Source organism: Symbiopectobacterium purcellii (assembly GCF_019797845.1).
GTDB lineage: Bacteria > Pseudomonadota > Gammaproteobacteria > Enterobacterales > Enterobacteriaceae > Symbiopectobacterium > Symbiopectobacterium purcellii.
The window spans coordinates 418,995-438,780 of sequence record NZ_CP081864.1 but is presented as its reverse complement, the minus strand read 5'-3'; the positions used below and the strand labels follow the sequence as shown (position 1 = coordinate 438,780).

General features: G+C 55.6%; 19 protein-coding genes. 11 read left to right on the top strand and 8 right to left on the bottom strand.

The window, feature by feature from the left end; genetic code table 11:
* Positions 1-5 precede the first annotated feature (5 nt).
* The gene (zapA, locus tag K6K13_RS01995; protein ID WP_195315702.1) at positions 6-335 is read right to left on the bottom strand and encodes a cell division protein ZapA; all 330 of its coding nucleotides are present in this window, start codon (positions 333-335) and stop codon (positions 6-8) included.
* Between the two features lie 187 nt (positions 336-522).
* Here zapA and K6K13_RS01990 point away from each other — a divergent pair, with 187 nt between their 5' ends.
* Genes K6K13_RS01990 through ubiI form a run of 4 tightly spaced genes read left to right on the top strand, consistent with a single transcriptional unit; the run spans position 523 to position 4,963 of the window.
* Entirely contained in the window at positions 523-1,107 is a 585-nt protein-coding gene (locus tag K6K13_RS01990; protein ID WP_222159326.1) for a YecA/YgfB family protein, read from the top strand.
* 53 nt (positions 1,108-1,160) lie between these two features.
* A complete protein-coding gene (gene pepP, locus K6K13_RS01985; RefSeq protein ID WP_252120392.1) occupies positions 1,161-2,534 on the top strand; it encodes a Xaa-Pro aminopeptidase in 1,374 nt (457 codons plus the stop codon).
* A 5-nt stretch (positions 2,535-2,539) separates the two neighbouring features.
* A complete protein-coding gene (ubiH, locus tag K6K13_RS01980; protein WP_222159325.1) occupies positions 2,540-3,718 on the top strand; it encodes a 2-octaprenyl-6-methoxyphenyl hydroxylase in 1,179 nt (392 codons plus the stop codon).
* Positions 3,719-3,742: 24 nt separating this feature from the next.
* On the top strand, positions 3,743-4,963 hold the full coding sequence (ubiI, locus tag K6K13_RS01975; protein WP_222159324.1) for an FAD-dependent 2-octaprenylphenol hydroxylase: 1,221 nt from the start codon (positions 3,743-3,745) through the stop codon (positions 4,961-4,963).
* A gap of 36 nt (positions 4,964-4,999) precedes the next feature.
* Here ubiI and K6K13_RS01970 read toward each other — a convergent pair whose 3' ends face one another.
* Together K6K13_RS01970 and dgoD are read right to left on the bottom strand one after the other, a co-directional pair.
* Positions 5,000-5,497 carry a TIGR00645 family protein gene (locus K6K13_RS01970; RefSeq protein WP_222159323.1) on the bottom strand — a complete coding sequence of 166 codons (498 nt, stop codon included), beginning with the start codon at positions 5,495-5,497 and terminating at the stop codon, positions 5,000-5,002.
* Positions 5,498-5,563: 66 nt separating this feature from the next.
* Positions 5,564-6,745: a galactonate dehydratase gene (gene dgoD, locus K6K13_RS01965; RefSeq protein WP_222159322.1), complete on the bottom strand. Its 1,182-nt coding sequence runs from the start codon at positions 6,743-6,745 to the stop codon at positions 5,564-5,566.
* 301 nt (positions 6,746-7,046) lie between these two features.
* Between dgoD and rhaT the strand changes: the two genes are divergently transcribed.
* Complete coding sequence (rhaT, locus tag K6K13_RS01960; RefSeq protein WP_222159321.1) at positions 7,047-8,081, top strand: L-rhamnose/proton symporter RhaT; 1,035 nt, start codon at positions 7,047-7,049, stop codon at positions 8,079-8,081.
* Positions 8,082-8,429: 348 nt separating this feature from the next.
* A complete protein-coding gene (locus tag K6K13_RS01955; protein ID WP_222159320.1) occupies positions 8,430-8,960 on the top strand; it encodes a YagU family protein in 531 nt (176 codons plus the stop codon).
* A 10-nt stretch (positions 8,961-8,970) separates the two neighbouring features.
* Here the strand turns inward: K6K13_RS01955 and K6K13_RS01950 are convergent, their stop codons facing one another.
* Both K6K13_RS01950 and rhaS read right to left on the bottom strand, forming a co-directional pair.
* The gene (locus K6K13_RS01950) at positions 8,971-9,813 is read right to left on the bottom strand and encodes a helix-turn-helix domain-containing protein (protein ID WP_222159319.1); all 843 of its coding nucleotides are present in this window, start codon (positions 9,811-9,813) and stop codon (positions 8,971-8,973) included.
* Positions 9,814-9,846: 33 nt separating this feature from the next.
* A complete protein-coding gene (rhaS, locus tag K6K13_RS01945; protein WP_222159318.1) occupies positions 9,847-10,686 on the bottom strand; it encodes an HTH-type transcriptional activator RhaS in 840 nt (279 codons plus the stop codon).
* Between the two features lie 334 nt (positions 10,687-11,020).
* On the opposite strand from rhaS, the gene rhaB reads away from it, so the two are divergent.
* The 4 genes from rhaB (at position 11,021) to rhaM (ending at position 14,965) form a co-directional block, all read left to right on the top strand.
* Positions 11,021-12,493, top strand: coding sequence for a rhamnulokinase (rhaB, locus tag K6K13_RS01940; RefSeq protein ID WP_222159317.1), 1,473 nt, complete (start codon positions 11,021-11,023; stop codon positions 12,491-12,493).
* Positions 12,490-13,752 carry an L-rhamnose isomerase gene (locus K6K13_RS01935; RefSeq protein WP_222159316.1) on the top strand — a complete coding sequence of 421 codons (1,263 nt, stop codon included), beginning with the start codon at positions 12,490-12,492 and terminating at the stop codon, positions 13,750-13,752. Before rhaB ends, K6K13_RS01935 begins: the two co-directional genes overlap by 4 nt.
* 6 nt (positions 13,753-13,758) lie before the next feature.
* Positions 13,759-14,583, top strand: a complete 825-nt coding sequence (gene rhaD / locus K6K13_RS01930; protein ID WP_222159315.1) for a rhamnulose-1-phosphate aldolase — start codon at positions 13,759-13,761, stop codon at positions 14,581-14,583.
* Positions 14,584-14,650: 67 nt separating this feature from the next.
* Positions 14,651-14,965, top strand: coding sequence for an L-rhamnose mutarotase (gene rhaM / locus K6K13_RS01925; RefSeq protein WP_222159314.1), 315 nt, complete (start codon positions 14,651-14,653; stop codon positions 14,963-14,965).
* A gap of 261 nt (positions 14,966-15,226) precedes the next feature.
* Here rhaM and K6K13_RS01920 read toward each other — a convergent pair whose 3' ends face one another.
* Positions 15,227-15,610 carry a VOC family protein gene (locus tag K6K13_RS01920; RefSeq protein WP_222159313.1) on the bottom strand — a complete coding sequence of 128 codons (384 nt, stop codon included), beginning with the start codon at positions 15,608-15,610 and terminating at the stop codon, positions 15,227-15,229.
* A 74-nt stretch (positions 15,611-15,684) separates the two neighbouring features.
* Positions 15,685-16,404 carry a helix-turn-helix transcriptional regulator gene (locus tag K6K13_RS01915; protein ID WP_222159312.1) on the bottom strand — a complete coding sequence of 240 codons (720 nt, stop codon included), beginning with the start codon at positions 16,402-16,404 and terminating at the stop codon, positions 15,685-15,687.
* A 404-nt stretch (positions 16,405-16,808) separates the two neighbouring features.
* Here K6K13_RS01915 and K6K13_RS01910 point away from each other — a divergent pair, with 404 nt between their 5' ends.
* On the top strand, positions 16,809-18,389 hold the full coding sequence (locus tag K6K13_RS01910) for a methyl-accepting chemotaxis protein (protein ID WP_222160932.1): 1,581 nt from the start codon (positions 16,809-16,811) through the stop codon (positions 18,387-18,389).
* A gap of 44 nt (positions 18,390-18,433) precedes the next feature.
* On the opposite strand, the gene K6K13_RS01905 is transcribed toward K6K13_RS01910, so the two are convergent.
* Positions 18,434-19,771: an MATE family efflux transporter gene (locus K6K13_RS01905; protein WP_222159311.1), complete on the bottom strand. Its 1,338-nt coding sequence runs from the start codon at positions 19,769-19,771 to the stop codon at positions 18,434-18,436.
* Positions 19,772-19,786 lie beyond the last annotated feature (15 nt).

The following is a 19,786-nucleotide window of genomic DNA, read 5'->3' as shown; positions in this document are numbered from 1 at the left end:
TCGACTCACTCGAAAGGCGTACCCTGACGCTCGCTGATGCGCCCTTGCTCCAGCAATGCCTGCTCAATGGTCTGCTGCAACATGCGGATGCGCTGCTCCATATTCGCCGCGTAATCGCGCGTTTTCAGACGCTCTTGCGCCAATTCATGACACACGTTCAGTGCAGCGATAAACACCAATTGTTCCGTGTTGGTCACGCGTGTGCGTACTTTAAGATCCTGCAACCGCTGGTTAAGATCTTCCGCAGCCTGATTCAACGCTTCCTGTTGTTCCGGCGGACAATTGACTCTTAACGAACGGCCAAAGATTTGAATATCTACTGGTTGTGCAGACATGCCCCTTTCCTGCCTCATTTCGTTTTCTGCGCCGCAGAAAAAATTCATATCACGGACTGGCTACAGCCCCTTAACGCGGGCGCCACTATAATAACTCAACATAGAAGAAACAAGCCCTTTCTGGCATAGCAGCCGAGCTTGGTGGTAGCATAACACGATACCAACCCGCCAACGATGAACAAAGCACATGTCCATAGAAACCACGTATCCCGGCTATGAAACCCTAGACGCGCTCCTGACACAGCAACAAGTTGCACTGACGGCAGCGGAAATGCACGGGCTTATCAGCGGTATCCTGTGCGGGGGCAACACTGATGACAGCTGGAAAACGTTGTTACACGAGCTGACAAACGATGGCCTGGCGTTTTCTCACCTGGTTTCTCAGCCGCTGCAAACGCTGTATCAGGTCACCAAAGAAGCGCTGGAAGAGAGTGAATTTGAATTCCAACTGCTGCTGCCGGATGACGACAACACCGCCGTGAGCGTGTTTGATCGTGCCGACGCGCTGGCCGGCTGGGTCAACCACTTTCTGCTCGGGCTGGGCGTGGTTCAGCCGCGCCTGAGCAAGGCGCAGGGCGAGCTGAAAGAAGCCATCGACGATTTGCGCAATATTGCCCAACTCGGCTATGACGAAGATGAAGATCAGGAAGCGCTGGCGCAATCGCTGGAAGAAATCATCGAATACGTCAGAGTTTCCGCCATTCTCTGCCACAGTGAATATACACGCCCGGTACAGACCGCACCGGAGAAGAAAAAACCAACGCTACATTAATCGCGCATCCCGCCTTACCCGCAGGGGTTCCCTCGCAGGAAGGGAATTACCGAATGCGCATCACACAGGAGCAGGTGATGATTCAACAAGACGCTTTTGGTCAGGAATATACTCGCCGCCGCCAGCAGTTGCTGGAAAAAATGGCTCCCGCCAGCGCGGCGATCTTTTTTGCCGCACCGGAAGCCACACGCAGCGCTGACAGTGAGTACCCTTATCGCCAGAACAGCGATTTCTGGTACTTTACCGGGTTTAACGAGCCGGAAGCGGTGCTGTTACTGGTAAAAAGCGATGAGCACCATCACCACACTGTCCTGTTCAACCGCGTGCGCGATGTCACGGCAGAAATCTGGTTCGGACGCCGTCTGGGGCAGGAAGCCGCCCCGTCGCGTTTGAATGTCGATCGCGCCCTGCCCTTTAGCGACATCAATGCACAGTTGCACCTGCTGCTCAACGGACTGGACGTGATTTACCACGCACAGGGGCTGTACGAGTACGCGGATCGCCTGCTGTTCAACGCACTGGAAACGCTGCGAAACGGCACGCGTCAGGGGCTTATCGCACCGCCGACGCAGACCGACTGGCGTCCCTGGGTGCATGAGATGCGCCTGTTTAAATCGCCGAAAGAGCAAGAGCTGATGCGCCGGGCCGGAGCGATCACTGCCAAGGCCCATACCCGCGCCATGACAAGCTGCGAACCCGGCATGTACGAATACCAGTTGGAAGGGGAAATTCATCATGAATTTACCCGCCACGGTGCGCGCTATCCTTCGTATAACACCATTGTCGGCAGCGGTGATAACGGCTGCATTCTGCACTACACCGAGAACGAACGGCAAATGCGCGACGGCGATTTGGTGCTGATTGACGCCGGTTGTGAATATCAGGGTTATGCCGGTGATATCACGCGGACCTTCCCGGTAAGTGGAACATTCAGCGCCCCGCAGCGCGCGATTTACGACATTGTGCTGGCTTCACAGTGCAAGGCGCTGGCGCTGTTCAAGCCCGGTGTCAGCATTCGCGAAGTGAATGAGCAGGTGATTCGTATCATGGTCGAAGGGCTGGTTAAGCTCTGTGTGCTGAAAGGCAACGTCGATGAACTGATCGCCGAGCAGGCGCACCGCGCGTTCTACATGCACGGACTCAGCCATTGGCTGGGATTGGACGTGCACGATGTCGGCGATTACGGTGCGTCAGAACGCAGCCGTTTGCTGGAACCCGGCATGGTGCTCACGGTCGAACCGGGGCTCTATATCGCACCAGACGCCAAAGTGCCTCATGAGTACCGCGGCATTGGTATCCGCATCGAGGATGACATTCTGATCACTGACAGCGGTAACGACGTATTGACGGCAGGCGTTGTGAAAGACGCCGATGACATTGAAGCGTTGATGGCACAAGCCCGTGCCGCACGTCAGGCAGTGAGATAATCGCCATGACGATCCTGATAGTCGGCGGCGGCATGGCGGGAGCAACGTTGGCGCTGGCCATTTCCGCCCTTTCCGGCGGCACCCTTCCCGTCGAGGTGATTGAAGCACACTCACCGCTGGACAGCGCGCATCCCGGCTTCGACGCTCGCGCTATCGCACTGGCGCAAGGCACCGTGCAGCAGCTCAAGCGTATCGGTGTCTGGCAGGCTATCGCCAGTGAAGCGGAACCCATCACCGCGGTGCACGTCAGCGATCGCGGCCACGCCGGCGTGGTCAACATGCAGGCCAGTGATTATAGCACCGCCGCGTTGGGTTACGTGGTGGAGCTACATCAGGTTGGGCAAACCCTGTTTCGGTTACTCCACAATGCGCCGGGCGTGCGTGTGCACTGCCCGCGCAAGGTGGTGCACGTTGAACGCAGTGCCGAACAGGCCACCCTGCAACTGGATGACGGCAGTACGCTGCACGGGCAGCTCTTGGTGGCCGCGGACGGCTCTTCTTCCGCGCTGGCGCAGGCCTGCGGTATGCAGTGGCAGACCGAGGGGTATCCGCAGTTTGCCGTTATCGCCAACATCCGCACCCAACTGCCTCACGCGGGCAAAGCCTTTGAGCGCTTTACCCCTGACGGCCCGTTGGCACTGTTGCCGATGCGCGGTGGACGCAGTTCGTTAGTGTGGTGCCACCCGTTATCAAACCAGACGCAGGTGGGCGCCTGGAGCGAGGCCGAATGCCGCGCAGCGCTGCAACGCGCCTTTGGCTGGCGATTGGGCGCCATTACCCACATCGGCGAACGTCACACCTATCCGCTGCGATTGGTGACGGCAGCACGTCATATCGCGCACCGTGTGGCGCTGGTGGGCAATGCGGCGCAAACGCTGCACCCGATTGCCGGACAGGGATTCAATCTTGGGCTACGCGACGTGATGTCGCTGGCAGAAACCCTGACGCAGGCCGCTGCGCAACAGGAAGACACCGGCAGCTATCGCGTGCTGAGCCGCTATGCCCAGCGCCGAGAACCCGACCAGCAGGCGATCATTGCGCTGACAGACGGTCTGGTACGCCTGTTCGCCAACAGCGTTACCCCGCTGGAGATGGGCCGCAATCTGGGTTTGATGACCATGAATACCGTTGCGCCCGTGCGCGATACCTTTGCACGCCGCACCTTGGGGTGGGTCAGTCGTTAATGCAAGCAACAGGAAACAGGGCTTATGCAATCATTTGATGTGGTTATCGCAGGCGGCGGCATGGTTGGTCTGGCATTAGCCTGCGGCCTGCAAAAGTCCGGGCTGCGCATTGCCGTTCTGGAACAACGCATGCCACCACAAACGGCAGCGGACGGGGCTTATGCGCTGCGCGTCTCTGCCATTAACGCGGCCAGCGAATGCCTGCTGCGCCATCTTGATGTCTGGCCTGCGATCGAAGCACAACGCATCAGTCCTTATAACGCCATGTACGTGTGGGACAAAGACAGCTTTGGCAACATCCACTTCGAGGGCGAGGCCTATGGTTTTTCCCGCCTCGGACACATTATCGAAAACGATGTCATTCAACGCGCCCTGTGGCAGCGAGCCGAGAAAGCAAAAGACATTACCCTGATGGCACCGGCGGTATTGCAGCAGGTGGCCTGGGGCGAAAATGAAGCATTTATCACGCTGGACGATGGCACCATGCTCACGGCGCGCCTGGTGGTCGGCGCAGACGGTGCGCACTCCTGGCTACGTCAGCAGGCCGATATTCCGCTGACGTTCTGGGATTACGGTCATCACGCACTGGTGGCAACGGTGCGCACCGAACGCCCGCATGACGGCGTGGCGCGCCAGGTGTTCCACGGCGATGGCATTCTGGCGTTTCTGCCGTTGGCGGAGACAAACCTGTGCTCAATTGTCTGGTCACTGCCACCGTTGCAGGCCGAATCCATGCTGGCACTGCCCGAGGAAGACTTCGACCAACAATTGGCGATCGCCTTTGATATGCATCTTGGGCGCTGCACCACCCTCAGTGCCCGGCAAACACACCCATTAACCGGGCGCTATGCGCGCAGCTTTGCCGCGCACCGACTGGCACTGGTGGGCGATGCTGCACACACCATCCACCCGCTCGCCGGACAGGGCGTCAACCTCGGGTTGATGGATGTCGCCACGCTGATTGCCGAAATCAAACGGCTACAAGGGCAGGGCAAAGATTTCGGGCAACACCTCTACCTGCGACGTTATGAACGCCAGCGCAAGCACAGTGCCGCGCTGATGTTGGCCAGCATGCAAGGATTCAGAGCGCTGTTTAACGGAGAGAACCCAGCGAAAAAACTGCTGCGCGATGTCGGTCTGACGCTGGCAAACCATCTGCCGGGGGTAAAACCGGTGCTGGTGCGTCAGGCGATGGGATTAAATGACCTGCCGGAATGGCTGGCACACACCGCTACGCCGCAGTAGAGGAAGCGGTACGCCTGAGTGGGCGTACCGTTAACATTACTTCTTTTCGTGGCGCGTCGCTTTGTCCAGATAGCCCATCAGAAACGCCGACAGCACAAACGTCAGGTGGATAATCACATACCACATCAGCTTGTTATCCGGCGTGTTGCGCGCATCCATAAACACGCGCAGCAAATGGATGGAAGAGATGGCGACGATCGATGCCGCCACTTTATTCTTCAGTGAGCCGGAATCCATTTTGCCGAGCCAGCTCAGTTTCTCCCGATTCTCATCAATGTTCAGCGTCGAGACAAAGTTCTCATAGCCAGACAGCATCACCATCACCAACAGGCCGCCTACCAGCGTCATGTCAATCAGCGACAGCAGTACCAGGATCAGATCGGCCTCTGCCAATGCAAAGACGCTTGGCAGAATGTGAAACACTTCTTGGAAAAATTTGAGCATCAGCGCCAATAACCCGAGCGACAGCCCCAGGTAGATCGGAGCCAACAGCCAACGCGAGGTGTACATCAGGTTTTCAATAAAACGTTCCATAGTTCTTCTTTTTGCAGGTGAATAACCACCGTCGCGCAATGGGCACGCGACGGCAAAACGCACAGTTTACTGATCGACCACAGAACCATCTACATGAAGACGCGTTTTCAGCGGACGGCGACGGTAGGGATATTTTTCTGCCACATCATCCGCCAGTTCGATGCCAATGCCCGGCGCCGTGGGGATCTCCATAAACCCGTCAACGCACTTGAAGGTGCTCTTGACCACATCGCGCTTCAATACGCCATTCTCCACGCCGGTGGCGCCAAATTTCTCCGACAGCGCCGGTTGGTCGTCGCCGGGATATTCCAGCAGGGCAAAGTTGGGGATGCTCACCGCAATTTGCAAGCAGGCGGCCGTTGAAACCGGGCTGAGCGGGTTATGCGGCACCACCATCAGATCATGCGCTTCAGCCAGCGCTGCGATTTTCTTCGCGCCGGTAATACCTCCGCACATGCACACGTCTGGCCGCACGTAGGAGACGGCATTGCGCTTGATCAGCATAGCGAACTCTTGCAGGTTGTTCAGGCGCTCGCCGGTGGCAATCGGCACGTTGATTTTGTCTGCGACCTGCGCCATCGAATCAAAGTTATCGGCCCCGATCGGATCTTCAATAAAGTAAGGCAGATAAGGCGCGATACCCTGCGCAAACACAATTGCATCGTGCGGTTTCAGTCGACGATGCACTTCGATACAGAGATCGACATCATTCCCCACCGCTTCGCGATAAGCGCCAATGCGTTCGATGGCTTCGCCGATTTCTTTTGCATGGGTGATAAAATAGGGATCGCCGCGCGACTCATCCAAAAACGGCGTCAGGTGCCCAATAGCGGTAAACCCTTGTGCCTTCATCTTTTTCAGGTTGGCGATGGTCTCTTCCGTGGTTTTGCCACCGGCATGGGCATAGACCCGCGCCTTGTCGCGGCAGCGACCGCCCAGTAAGTTGTAGACCGGGGTGTCGTAGAATTTGCCCGCAATATCCCACAGCGCAATGTCGATAGCGCTGATCGCTCCCATGATAGCCGCACCGCGAAAATGCCAGCAGCGGTACATATACTGCCAGTGATGCTCAATACGCAGCGGATCTTGCCCGATCAGGTAAGTTTTTAGCGCTTCCACCGCGCCCATGGAGGCATCCAGAAACCCCCAGGTACCTGATTCACCGATCCCGACAAGACCTTCGTCCGTGTGAATCTCGACAAACAGGTAGCGATTCGCCAGGATGGTTTTGACATCCGTAATTTTCACGTTGCTTTACTCCACTTTCAGCCCGATGGGCCCCCAAACCGTTAGAATAACCCAAGCGTGCCGTGCTTCGTCAATGCTTAAACAGCTTTCCACTTGAAACGCTATTTCATTCTTTCCTTTGGTTATTTTTGTGACGCCAGTAGCCTTCACCTTTCGCATCTTGCCGTGGCGCGTGCCGGTAGTGGCATGGAGCGGAAGGTCTCCCCACCCTACCCTTTTTACACTTGCCCTATCGAACAATCCCCGTGATGCGTTCCTACACGTACTCCTACTCTGATTAGAATGAAAACAAGAGGGTTCTATGAATAGCGCAATTCTCCTCGGGCTTTTCTGGCATTTTGTCGGTGCTGCCAGCGCGGCCTGTTTCTACGCCCCGTTCAAAAAGGTCCGTCACTGGTCATGGGAAACCATGTGGTCACTGGGCGGTTTCTTCTCTTGGATTATTTTGCCCTGGAGCATCAGCGCCCTGCTGCTGCCAGATTTCTGGGGCTATTTCGGTTCATTCCGTTTTTCTACCCTGCTACCGGTATTTTTGTTCGGCGCCATGTGGGGCATCGGTAATATCAACTACGGGTTGACCATGCGTTACCTTGGCATGTCGCTCGGTATCGGTATTGCCATTGGCATTACCTTGATTATCGGCACCTTGATGACCCCGCTGTTGCAAGGCAAATTTATGCAGCTGTTTGGCACCACCGGTGGGCAGTTAAGCCTGGTCGGCGTAGGCGTAGCGCTGATTGGCGTGGGCGTGGTGAGCTACGCCGGTTTGCTGAAAGAGCGTGCGCTTGGCATTCGTGCTCAAGAGTTCAATCTCAAGAAGGGATTGATACTGGCCGTGATGTACGGCATTTTTTCTGCGGGTATGTCGTTCGCCATGGATGCAGCCAAACCCATGCATCAGGCAGCAGAGGCACTCGGCCTGAACCCACTCTATGTGGCTCTGCCAAGCTATGTGGTGATCATGGGTGACGGTGCCATCGTCAACCTGGGTTTCTGTTTCCTGCGTTTAGCCATGAGCCCCACTATCTCGATTAAAGCCGATCTGTCACAGGCCAAAACGCTGCTGATCACCAATGCACTGTTTTCCATCCTCGGCGGCGTGATGTGGTATTTGCAGTTCTTCTTCTACGCCTGGGGCCACGCCAACATTCCGGCCGATTACACCTACCTCAGTTGGATGCTGCACATGAGTTTCTACGTACTGTGCGGCGGCATTGTCGGGCTGTTACTGAAAGAGTGGAATAACGTGGGGCACAAACCGGTTAGCGTGCTGGTGCTGGGCGGGCTGATCATTATTCTCGCGGCCAACATCGTGGGGATGGGCATGGCATCCTGATACCCTTTTACAGGCCGCTCTCGAAAGCAAACACGGCTGGAGCGGCGTGTAACACCCTGCCAACATTGCACTATTTATCGCAAAAGACGCAACAATACTCAGTCATAACAACAAGATAATGTCACATGGTCAATAATGCTTACATAATCAAACATTATGCAACATCGGTGTTTTATCTATAAAACAATGAGTTATGAAAATAGTGCTTTTATTTCACGTTAGAAAATAAATCCCTTCAGGCGTATTATCCCCATCAAATCATTTACTTACAGCGCTATTGTCTATGGCGGTTAGCGCTATTTCTAGAAATAAATTGCAGTAAAATTCGTTATTCAAGGAGAAAGAGAAATGCAACTACGCACCACAAGGGATAAAATTCTGGTGGCATTGCTGGTGGGGATCATCGCTGGTGTGGTCTGCGCCCTGGCTAAATTTGGCTGGGAAATCCCCTTCCCGCCGCGTACGCCTCTGCGTGATCTGACCAACACGCCGCAGCAACTGTTGCAGCAAATGGGCATGTCTTTCGATATGTCTCACCTGAGCTACCTGTACAACGGCAACCCTCGCCCGATCATGAGCTTTATCATGCACTTCGGCTTTTCCATCACTTTTGCAGTGATCTATTGCGTGGTGGCGGAAGTGTGGCCGAAAATTAAACTGTGGCAAGGTGCGCTGTATGGTCTGGTACTGCACGTGGTGTTCCACGTTTTCCTGCTGCCGCTGATGGGCATCGTGCCAGCACCGTGGGATCAGCCGTTCGCTGAACACTTCTCCGAAATTTTTGGCCACATGTTCTGCTTCTGGCTGGTGGAAATTGTGCGACGCGATCTGCGTAACCGTATTACCCACGCACCGGATGTCGACGAGGTTGCTCGCTGAGTTTCGCCGTTCATCCTGCCAGAAAACGCTGGCGATAGGCGCTGGGTGATATGCCCTGCGCCTGATGGAACACCACCGAAAAGTAGTTACTGTCGTCAAAACCGCACTGCGCTGCCACTTCACCAATGGTCAGCCTGTCATAACGCAACAGCTCCATCGCCTTGCACAACCGTAGTTGGCGCAGGTATTGGGCCACGCTCATACCGGTTTCCTGCTTAAAGCGCGCGCCCAATCCGCGTACGCTAAAGTCATGCTGCTGGCAAAATGCATCAAAACGGAAGGGGCTGCCGATACTGGCTCTCAGCGCCAACATCAGCAGATCCAACTGGTGCGCATCGGCCAACTGTGGGCTATCAGGTAAATGACGGTAACGTAGCGCCAACAGCGCAATCTGCAATAACAGGACTTCGCTAAGCTGCAACGACAGCGTGTCCGACTTCATGCACTCCTGCGCCAAATCATCCACCTTGTCACGCAGCGTATCCATGCCCGCCGACCCCAGGCACCAGTAACGCTGAGACTGCGGCACATCAGCTCCCGGCAGCAGGTTATGCCAGTCTGTGGGCAGCGTCAGCCGATCGCGAACAAACAGGATATTGTCCAGTTCCAGATCGTTTACTGACTCATAGCTGTGGCGATCGTTGGCACTGACGTAGAACAGATCGCCACGCGTAATGCGGTAAGGCACATCGTTCCACAGGTGCAGACCGTTGCCGCGCCACACGATGACTAACTCTTCGAAATCATGATGATGCAGAGGAAAGTCAGGCTGGGGGTGACGCTCTGCCACCCGTACCGCCTGCTTATCGGTAAGGAAATAGTCTTCCGTTTGCAATTTCAAACCGCGCGTCATGGTCACACTCACCTCACCTACACGGGCGTTGTGTTATTCCGCAGCACTCCCCGTATGCTGACGTACGGATTTGGGCGCCACAGAGAACGCCTTGCGAAACTGCGTGGAAAAGTGATTACTGTCGCTGAAACCGCACGCGTGCGCAATGGTCGTAATCGATTCATCGCTCTGCTGCAAGCGGCGGCGCGCTTCCAGCAAGCGTAAACGGTTGAGGTAGCGCTGTGGCGTCATGCCGGTATTCTGCTTTAACTGGCGGTGCAGGGTACGCAGCGGTAGCGCAAAGCGATCGGACAATTCCCCCCAGTTCACCTCTTCACAGTAATTATTTTGCAACCAGCCAAGCAGCGCCTGCACCCCGTGTCGATCGCCATCCAGACTCTGGGTCTGGAAACATTTTTGCCGTAATAGCACCAGAATTTGCAAAAACACACTTTCGCTGGCGGCGATATCTTCTGGCGTATCGCGCTGGGCCAACAGCGACAGGCGCTCCAGCAGCCCTTTCAGTTGCTGCATGGTCGGCGCATTGACCTGCCACTGGCCTTGCCACTCTCCGTTTGGTCCGTAGGGCAAGAAGGACGCGATATCAGACAGAAAACGAAAACCGCGCGGCGAACGGTAGAGCACATTGGTCAGGAACAGGCCGTCAACGTCTTCGAACAGGTGGCGATCGTTATCACGAATAAAGAACACTGCCCCGCTGCATAACGCAAACGGCTGGTCGTTGAAAACGTGCACGCCAGCCCCCTGCTCCACCAGCACAATTTCCCAGAAATCATGATAATGCTCAGGAAACGCCTGTTGCGGCGCGCGCGGTTCCACGGCAACGGTCACCGAGCGAGAAACGAAAAACTCATCACCTTGTAGCAACGTCATTTCAAGCCCCCTGTTTTTCTGCTTTGCAACACGGCAAACATCGATAGAAAACAGCCTACCTACCCTGATGAGATTTCACCTTCAAATCCCGACGTTTCGCTTTCAGGGTGACGTCATTTTTCAAAGATTTCACCGTCAATTCACGGAAGTGTGGATAGGATCACAGGCACAAAAGGCACGGGATAACACGCACTGATTTCAACGAAGTGTGACGCCTTTCACGGCCAGCTTTGCCATTTTGCCAACCTACTCTGTCCCATGGCATTCACTGGAAGGCGACGCGCTCACCGGCTCTTTACACTGCGCAACATGAATCAGTGAAAGAGGAACGGCAATGGCGGTGAAAAATATTGTCGCAGTGGATTTAGGCGCCTCCAGTGGCCGGGTCATGCTGGCAACCTGGCAAGTCGAGAACAGGCAACTGGCGCTCAAAGAGATCCATCGGTTTACCAACCGTCTGGTAGAACAGGACGGGCACCATCTGTGGGATCTGGATGCGCTGGAACAGGAAATTCTCACCGGCTTTCACCGCATCACCGACAGCGGCATTCTTCCGGACAGCATCGGCATCGATAGCTGGGGCGTGGATTATGTGCTGCTGGATGCCGCCGGCGAGCGCGTCGATCTGCCCTATGCCTACCGCGATCACCGCACCGATGGCGTGATGGCACAAGCCATTGCGGAACTGGGTGCCGAGCATATCTATCATCTGACGGGCATTCAGTTTCTGCCATTTAATACCCTGTATCAGTTGAAAGCCTGGCGCAGCGCCAATCCCGGCAATATCGACAGCATTGCCCACTTTCTGATGATCCCGGACTATCTCCACTATCGTCTTACCGGTAGCCTCAGTTGCGAGTACACCAACGCCAGCACCACCCAGTTACTCAATTTGCACACCAAAAACTGGGATGCGTCGCTGCTGGCGTGGCTCGATCTGCCCGCCAGGTGGTTCAGTCCCCCAGCACAACCCGGAAAAACGCTCGGTGCCTGGACCTCTCCGGCAGGTGATGCCATTCCGGTGATCACCGTCGCCACACACGACACCGGCAGCGCCGTGGTGGCCGCGCCGCTGACCGAAGGCAACAGCGCCTACCTGAGCTCAGGCACCTGGTCGCTGATGGGCATTGAAAGCGATGTGCCCTACCACGACACGCGCGCACTGGCGGCGAATGTCACCAACGAAGGCGGCATCAACGGCACTTACCGCGTCCTGAAAAACATCATGGGCATGTGGTTACTGCAACGCGTGGCGCTGGAGATGAACATTGCTGATTTACCCGCACTGATTCGCGATGCCAGCGCACTGCCGCCGTTCACGCGTTTGATCAATCCGAACGACGATCGTTTTATCAATCCGCCGTCAATGTGTGAGGCCATTCGCGCCTTCTGCCGCGAACACCAGCAGGATGAGCCCGTTACCCAGGCCGAGTTCGCCCGCTGCATCTTTGACAGCCTGGCGCTGCTGTACCGCCGCGTCCTGCTGGAGTTGGGCGAGTTGCGCGGCACGCCGTTACGCCAGTTACACATTGTGGGCGGCGGATGTCAGAACGCGTTTCTCAACCAACTCTGCGCCGATGTTTGCCAGATACCGGTATTGGCAGGCCCGGTGGAGGCCTCGACGCTCGGCAATATCGGCTGTCAGTTGATGGCGCTTGACGCGGTTCCCACTCTCACGGCTTTTCGTCAGCAACTGGCGGAGAGCTTTCCATTACAACGTTATATCCCCCGTTCTATTGACGATTTTGCCGGACACTGGCGCCGTTTTGAGGCGCTGTGCCACGCCACTGAGGAGCTTACCGTATGAATACCGCCATTGAATCGGCCTGGCAGTTGGCCAAGGCGCGCTATGCCGCGCTCAACGTTGATGTTGAGGCTGCCCTGAAGCAACTGGATAACATCCCCGTCTCCATGCACTGCTGGCAGGGGGACGATGTGGTGGGCTTCGAGCAGTCCGCAGGCGCGCTCACTGGCGGTATTGCCGCAACCGGCAACCATCCGGGCAAAGCGCGCACCGCCGATGAACTGCGCGCCGACCTTGAGCAGGCGTTCCGCCTGATTCCGGGGTCGAAACGTTTGAATCTGCATGCGATTTACCTGGAATCCGAAGAGCCTGTCGCACGTAACGCCATCGAACCGAAACACTTCAGCCGCTGGGTGGCCTGGGCCAAAGAACAGCATTTGGGGTTGGACTTTAACCCCACCTGTTTCTCGCACCCGCTCAGCAGCGACGGCTTCACTCTCTCCCACCCGGGTGAGAACGTGCGCCGTTTCTGGATTGAACACTGTCAGGCCAGTCGTCGCATCTCAGCCTATTTTGGTCGCGAGCTAGGCACGCCTTCCGTGATGAACATCTGGGTGCCGGACGGCATGAAAGATCTCACCATCGATCGTCTGGCGTTTCGTCAGCGCCTGTTAAATGCGCTGGATGAAGTGATTGCCGAGTCGCTGGATGCGCAGCTCCACATTGACGCGGTTGAAAGCAAGCTGTTCGGCATCGGCGCAGAGAGCTTCACCGTGGGCTCCAATGAATTCTATCTTGGCTACGCCACCAGCCGCGGCACTGCGCTGTGCCTTGATGCCGGCCACTTCCACCCAACGGAAGTGATCTCCGACAAGATCTCCAGCGCCATGCTGTATGTACCGCACCTGTTATTACATGTCAGCCGCCCGGTACGCTGGGACAGTGACCACGTGGTGCTGCTGGATGACGAAACGCAAGCCATCGCCCATGAGATCGTGCGCCACAACCTGTTCGACCGCGTACATATCGGCCTCGATTTCTTTGATGCCTCCATCAACCGCGTTGCCGCCTGGGTTATCGGCACGCGCAACATGAAAAAAGCGCTGCTGCGCGCCCTGCTGGAACCCACCGAGCAACTGCGCCAATTGGAACAGGAAGGCGACTACACGGCACGTCTTGCGCTGCTGGAAGAGCAAAAATCGCTGCCGTGGCAAGCGGTGTGGGAACACTACTGCCAGCGCCACGATGTGACGCCGGGCAGCGAATGGCTGCAACAGGTACGCCATTATGAACAAACCATTCTTCGTCAACGTCAAGGGTAAGTGATTATGCAAGCAATTCTGTCTTCCTGGTTTGTACAAGGCATGATTAAAGCCACCAGCGATATGTGGCTCAAAGGCTGGGACGAACGCAATGGCGGCAACGTCAGCCTGCGCCTCGATGCCAAAGACGTCACGCCCTATGAGAGCGATTTCACCCCAACGCCACGCCACGAGGCGCTGTCACTGGCGATGCCAGAACTGGCAGGTTGCTGGTTTATCGTGACCGGTTCGGGTAAGTTCTTCCGCAACGTGCAGTTGGATCCGGCGGATACGCTGGTGTTATTGCAGGTGGATGACGATGGCAAAGGCTACCGTATTTTCTGGGGCTTGACCGGCGGCGGTTTGCCTACCTCTGAACTGGCGGCGCATTTCCAGTCGCACATCGTGCGCATGGCGGCCAGCCAGGGACGCGATCGCATCATCATGCACTGCCACGCGACTAACCTGATTGCACTGAGCTATGTGCTGGATCTGAACAGCGCGGCCTTTACTCGCGAACTGTGGGAAGGCAGTACCGAGTGTCTGGTGGTGTTCCCTGACGGTGTGGGCATTGTGCCGTGGATGGTGCCGGGCACCGACGCCATTGGCACTGCGACGGCGGAGCAAATGCAGTCTCACTCGCTGGTACTGTGGCCGTTCCACGGCATCTTCGGCACTGGCCCGACGCTGGACGAAGCCTTTGGCCTGATCGACACCGCAGAAAAAGCGGCAGAAGTGATGGTAAAAGTGCGCTCCATGGGCGGCAAAAAGCAGACCATCACCACGGAAGAGCTGATTGCGCTGGGCAAACGCTTTGGCGTCACACCGATGGAAGCGGCACTGAAGGCGTAATCCTCTCCGCACGTCATCCTCCGCCACACGCGGAGGATGACGGTCCGATTAACCCTTGGAGTTACCCATGCTACGAAAAGCCTTTGTTATGTCGGTATTCCCAACGTGTCACGACGAATATCAACGCCGCCACAATCCTATCTGGCCTGAGTTGGCCGAGGTGCTGAAAGCGCACGGTGCACACCACTACAGCATCTTTCTTGATGAGAAACGTCACCTGCTGTTTGGCTATGTCGAAATTGAATCAGAAGCACAGTGGGATGCGGTGGCACAGACTGACGTCTGCCAGCGTTGGTGGAAACACATGAGCGACGTGATGCCCGCCAACCCGGATAACAGCCCGGTGAGCGACGCGCTGCAACCGGTGTTTTACCTCGATTAAACACATCGCTGGCTAACACTGTGGCGCGATGATTACGCCGCAGTGTTATCACCTCAGGGGTTATACCCTAAATAATTCGAGTTGCAGGACAAAACGTTAACGTTTTGAACAGCGCTTGCGCTGGCCCTTTAGGGCGAGGCTCATTTATGCGTCTCGTCATGCGGCAAGCGAATGCATCCCGATGAGCTTACTCAAGTAAGTGATTCGGGTGAATGAGTGCAGCCAACGCACATGCAGCTTGATGTATGACGGGTATATCGTCTACTGATAATGCGAGACATCCGTGGCGCACACCCGCAGCCGATGACCATCCGGGTCCTGCGCCACAAAGGTGTAACCGAACTCCAGACGCGTCGGTTCCGCCACGATGGTAACCCCCTGAGCCACCCATGCGCGATAAAGCGCATCCACATCGCTGTCCGTTGCCTGACTCATACACAGTTCGATGCCACCCACCTGCGGCTGCGGCGGTGGGAATATGCCCTGGCGCGACTGCAAGCCGAGTGAGAATTCAGGCTGTAGCGCAAACAGGGTGAAATCGGGGAAGGTTTCCAACGGCGGCGCACCGAGCAAGGTTTGATAAAAACGGGCGCTGACATCAACATCCTGCACATACAGGATCAGGCTGTTCGGGGCAAAAGTCATCACGTACTCCTTGTCACAATGAAGGGCCTGTGCAAGCGGCATCAGGCCTGTGAGCACGTTAGCGGTATCAGGTGTCAGTTTCTGCCAGTAGGCTTTGAGCCCGGCGGCGTTTCCGTGTCAAACAGGCTTTTTCGCCAGGCTTGCAGCAAGTGCTCACGGCGTTTAGGAAATCTGCCGGGCAAACGCGTCAGCGTCGCGATGCGATCGGTACGAAAATGACGGAAATCCTGCCGCAATTCGCACCAGGCCGCCAGCAGTTGCGTTTGATCGAAGTACCCCAATGCTAATGGCCATAGCGTACGCGTTGAGTGCTGGTTTTTAAGATCACAATAGACAATGTCTATCCGTTGCTCCTGGCGAATCGCCAACCGCAGTTGGTAGATCACATCGTCGTCACTTTTATGCGCTTCGCTCGGACCAATGCGCAGCCCAGAGTGTTCCATCACATAGTGCAACGGCTGCGGAAGCACCGCACCAATCTTTCCCAGCGCCGATTGCGCGGCGGCCGCGAGGTGGCTGTCACCACGTTCATTCACCCAACGGGCTCCCAGTGCCAAGGCTTCCAACTCTTCCGGGGAGAACATCAGCGGCGGCAGCATAAACCCGGGACGCAGCAGGTAGCCCAAACCCGCCTCCCCTTCGATTCTGGCTCCTTGCGCTTGCAGGGTGCGAATATCGCGATAAAGCGTGCGCAGGCTGACGCCGAGCTGCTCGGCTAACTGTTCACCTCTCACCGGGAAGCGGTGCTGGCGTAATAGCTGTAATAACGCGAGTAAGCGTTGCGCGCGCGACATAACACACTCTCTGTATAGCAGTACCGATTAGCGCCATGATGCGCTGCTTTATCTCATCATGACATGTCTAATGATGTAAGTGGGAAAATAAGTAGGCCTTATTTTTATTGTTTTTACTTGATGCTTATTATGGCAATAATGATCACACCTATTATTTTTTAATTTCACTGCGCGTTTTTATTTATTTGTCTGTTTTATCTACACCGCGCAACAGGCCACGCCACAACCGCTTGAAACACCCGCAACAATCGCTGAAAGACAATAAAAATCAACCTAAAAAAACGCGTTTTTTGATGAATATGTAAAAAGAAACAAAAAAGTGTCGCAGCATTTTAATTCGGATAAAGAATTCCCTCAGGTTGCAGTTACCTTGAATAACATTCCCCGCCTGGTATTTAATGATGATGAAAAAACTGTCTCAGCTTTCACTGTTAACCAAACTGCTTTCCGGTTTTTCAATATTGATCGTATTGATGTTGTTGCTCGGTAGCGCCGCGTTGTATCAGTTACATCTCAACAACCAGAATATCGAATCCTACCGTGATAGCCGCTTGCCCGGTGTGCGCTACACGCTGGAGATGCGGGGCACGCTGTCCGAAATCCGTTTGCAACAAATTCAATATATTGCTTCGGTCACTGACAAAGAGCGTGAAGGACACCGCGTTGAGTTACTGGAAGATACCGCTATCTTCCAACGGGCGCTGGACAGCTACACCAAACTGCTCACCGCCAGCGGTCAGAAATCATTGTTAGATCCGATTATTGAAGGCTTCGGGCAATTTAGCGCCGTGAATCAGGACGTGATCGCGGCCGTGAGCAAAGGTCAGTTGGAGGAAGCATCTCGCATCAGCGGCGCGGTATCGTCAAAATACCGCAGCCAACTGATGAAAGACCTGGCAAAGCTGGTCGATATGGAAGTGGAGAAAGGCAACGCGGCGGCTCGTGAGGCCAGCAAAGGGTATCAGGACGCGAAATACACCCTGATCGGCATGCTGTTACTGGCGGTGGTGATGTCAGGCCTATTGGCACTGTTTATTTCTCGCAGTATTTCTCGCCAGTTGGGCGGCGAACCGCGTTACGCTATGGAAATCATGAACGAAATTTCTACCGGCAATCTGCTGACGGCCATCGCCCTGCGTCCGGGGGACAACCACAGTCTGCTGGCAGCCATCAGCCATATGAATCAGCGTCTGGCGGATACCGTGCAGAATATTATTGACGGCAGTGAATCCATCACCATGGCGTCCAATGAGATCGCCCAAGGCAACAGTGACCTGTCACAACGCACCGAAGAACAGGCCGCTTCATTGCTGCAAACTTCGTCCAACATGCAGCAATTAACGCAAACGGTACGACAAAATGCGGATAACGCCCGCGAAGCCAGCTCACTGGCACAGAAAACCTCTGATACCGCTTCACAGGGCGGCGAAATAGTTAACGATATGCTGGCACAGATGCAGGAAATTTCTGACAGTTCGCAGAAGATCGTCAACATTATTGCCGTGATCGAGGGTATTGCCTTCCAAACCAATATCCTCGCACTGAACGCGGCAGTAGAAGCCGCCCGTGCCGGCAGCGAAGGCAAAGGGTTTGCGGTGGTTGCCGGTGAAGTGCGCACGCTGGCACAGAAAAGTGCCGACGCGGCCAAGGAAATTAAAGCACTGATCGAGGGCACGGTAGAGAAGATCACCGAGGGCTCGCAACAGGCTGACAAAGCAGGCAAGGCGATGACCGACGTGGTGGATTCTGTCAATCAGGTATCCAAAATCGTGGCGGATATTTCGATGGCATCTGATGAACAACATATCGGGATCAAGGAGATCAGTGTCGCCATCGATCAGATGGATCAGGTCACTCAGCAGAACGCAGCATTGGTGGAAGAATCCGCAACCGCAGCAGAATCGCTGACCGAACAAGGTGAGCAGTTGCGTAATGCCGTGCGCTTCTTCCGTGTGGAACAGGCGTCTGCGTTGCGCTTACGTTAACCGGCGCTATCCCCTTCCACCGCATGTGGAAGGGGATAGTGGATTTACACGGCGTGCACGTTACTGAGACGGCGACTGGCACCAGGCAGCCACAGCAATAAAAAGCCCGAACGTCCGAGGCTGAATGCCAGATAGGCCAGCCACAAACCATGATTGCCGTATACCGGTACCAAAAAGTACCATGCAACAAACCAGGCCATAAGTGCCAGCAGCATGGAATTGCGCACTGGCGCAGTGTAGGTAATACCGGTAAACACACCGTAAAAAATAATGCCTGCCGCGCCGCACAGCGGAAACACCATCAGCCAGAGGCTATAGCGCTGACACAGTGCCACAATCTCCGCTTGATGGGTAAACCAGCCAATAACGCTATCCCCCTGCCAGGCCCATAACAGCGCCAGCAATCCCGACATCCACAGTGAAGACAGCGCAGAATAGCGCAAGGTCTGACGGAAGTGGTCAGCGTCGTTGGCACCGCGCGCACGACCGCTAAACACGCTGGACGCATTGGCAAAACCGTCAAACAGATACGCCATCAAATAGTGAATCTGAAACAGCACCGCGTTGGCGGCCAGCATTTCTGTACCAAAGGACGCCCCGGTTGCCACAAAGTGATTCGTCACCACCAGCAGGCATACCGTACGCAGCATCAGATCGCCATTCACCATCATGATGGCTTTGAACTCACGCCAGGAGAGCAAGGCGGCGGGCGACATGGCGGTCTTGTCCGGCGTCAGATAGCGATGAATCAGACGCAATCCCAACAACGTGCCGCTGATCTGCGCGATCAGCGTAGCGCAGGCAATGCCCGGCACGCCCCATTCGAACCCGCGCACAAACCACAATGCCAGCACCATATTCAGCACATTGATACCAATCTGGTTAAGCAGCACCGCGCGGGTTTTCAAACGCCCCATCAGCCAGCCCAAACAGACGTAATTCACCAGCGTAAAAGGAGCCCCCCAGATCAGAATGAAAAAGAAATCATGGGCGTGCTGGCGCACGGCGGCATCCGGTTTGAGCAAGGCCATGCTGGCCGAGAAAATGGGTTGCTGCAACGCCACAAACGCCAGACCGATGACCACCGCCATCAGCAGCGGACGAAACAGCGCGCTGGTCAGTAAGCGCGGATCGTCCAGCGCCTGCGCAGTAAAACCGGTGGTACTCACACGCAGAAAACCAAACAACCAGTAGAGGGTGCTAAAAATTACCGCGCCTACCGCCACACCGCCAATAAAGGCCGGATCGGGTAAATGTCCCACCAGCGCGGTGTCCACCGCACCGAGCAACGGTGTGGTCAGCGTCGAAATAACAAAGGGAAACACCAGTGCCAGATAGCTGGCATAGCTTACGCGAGCCAGCGCAGGAACGGGGGAAGACATGGAAAAAACGCACCT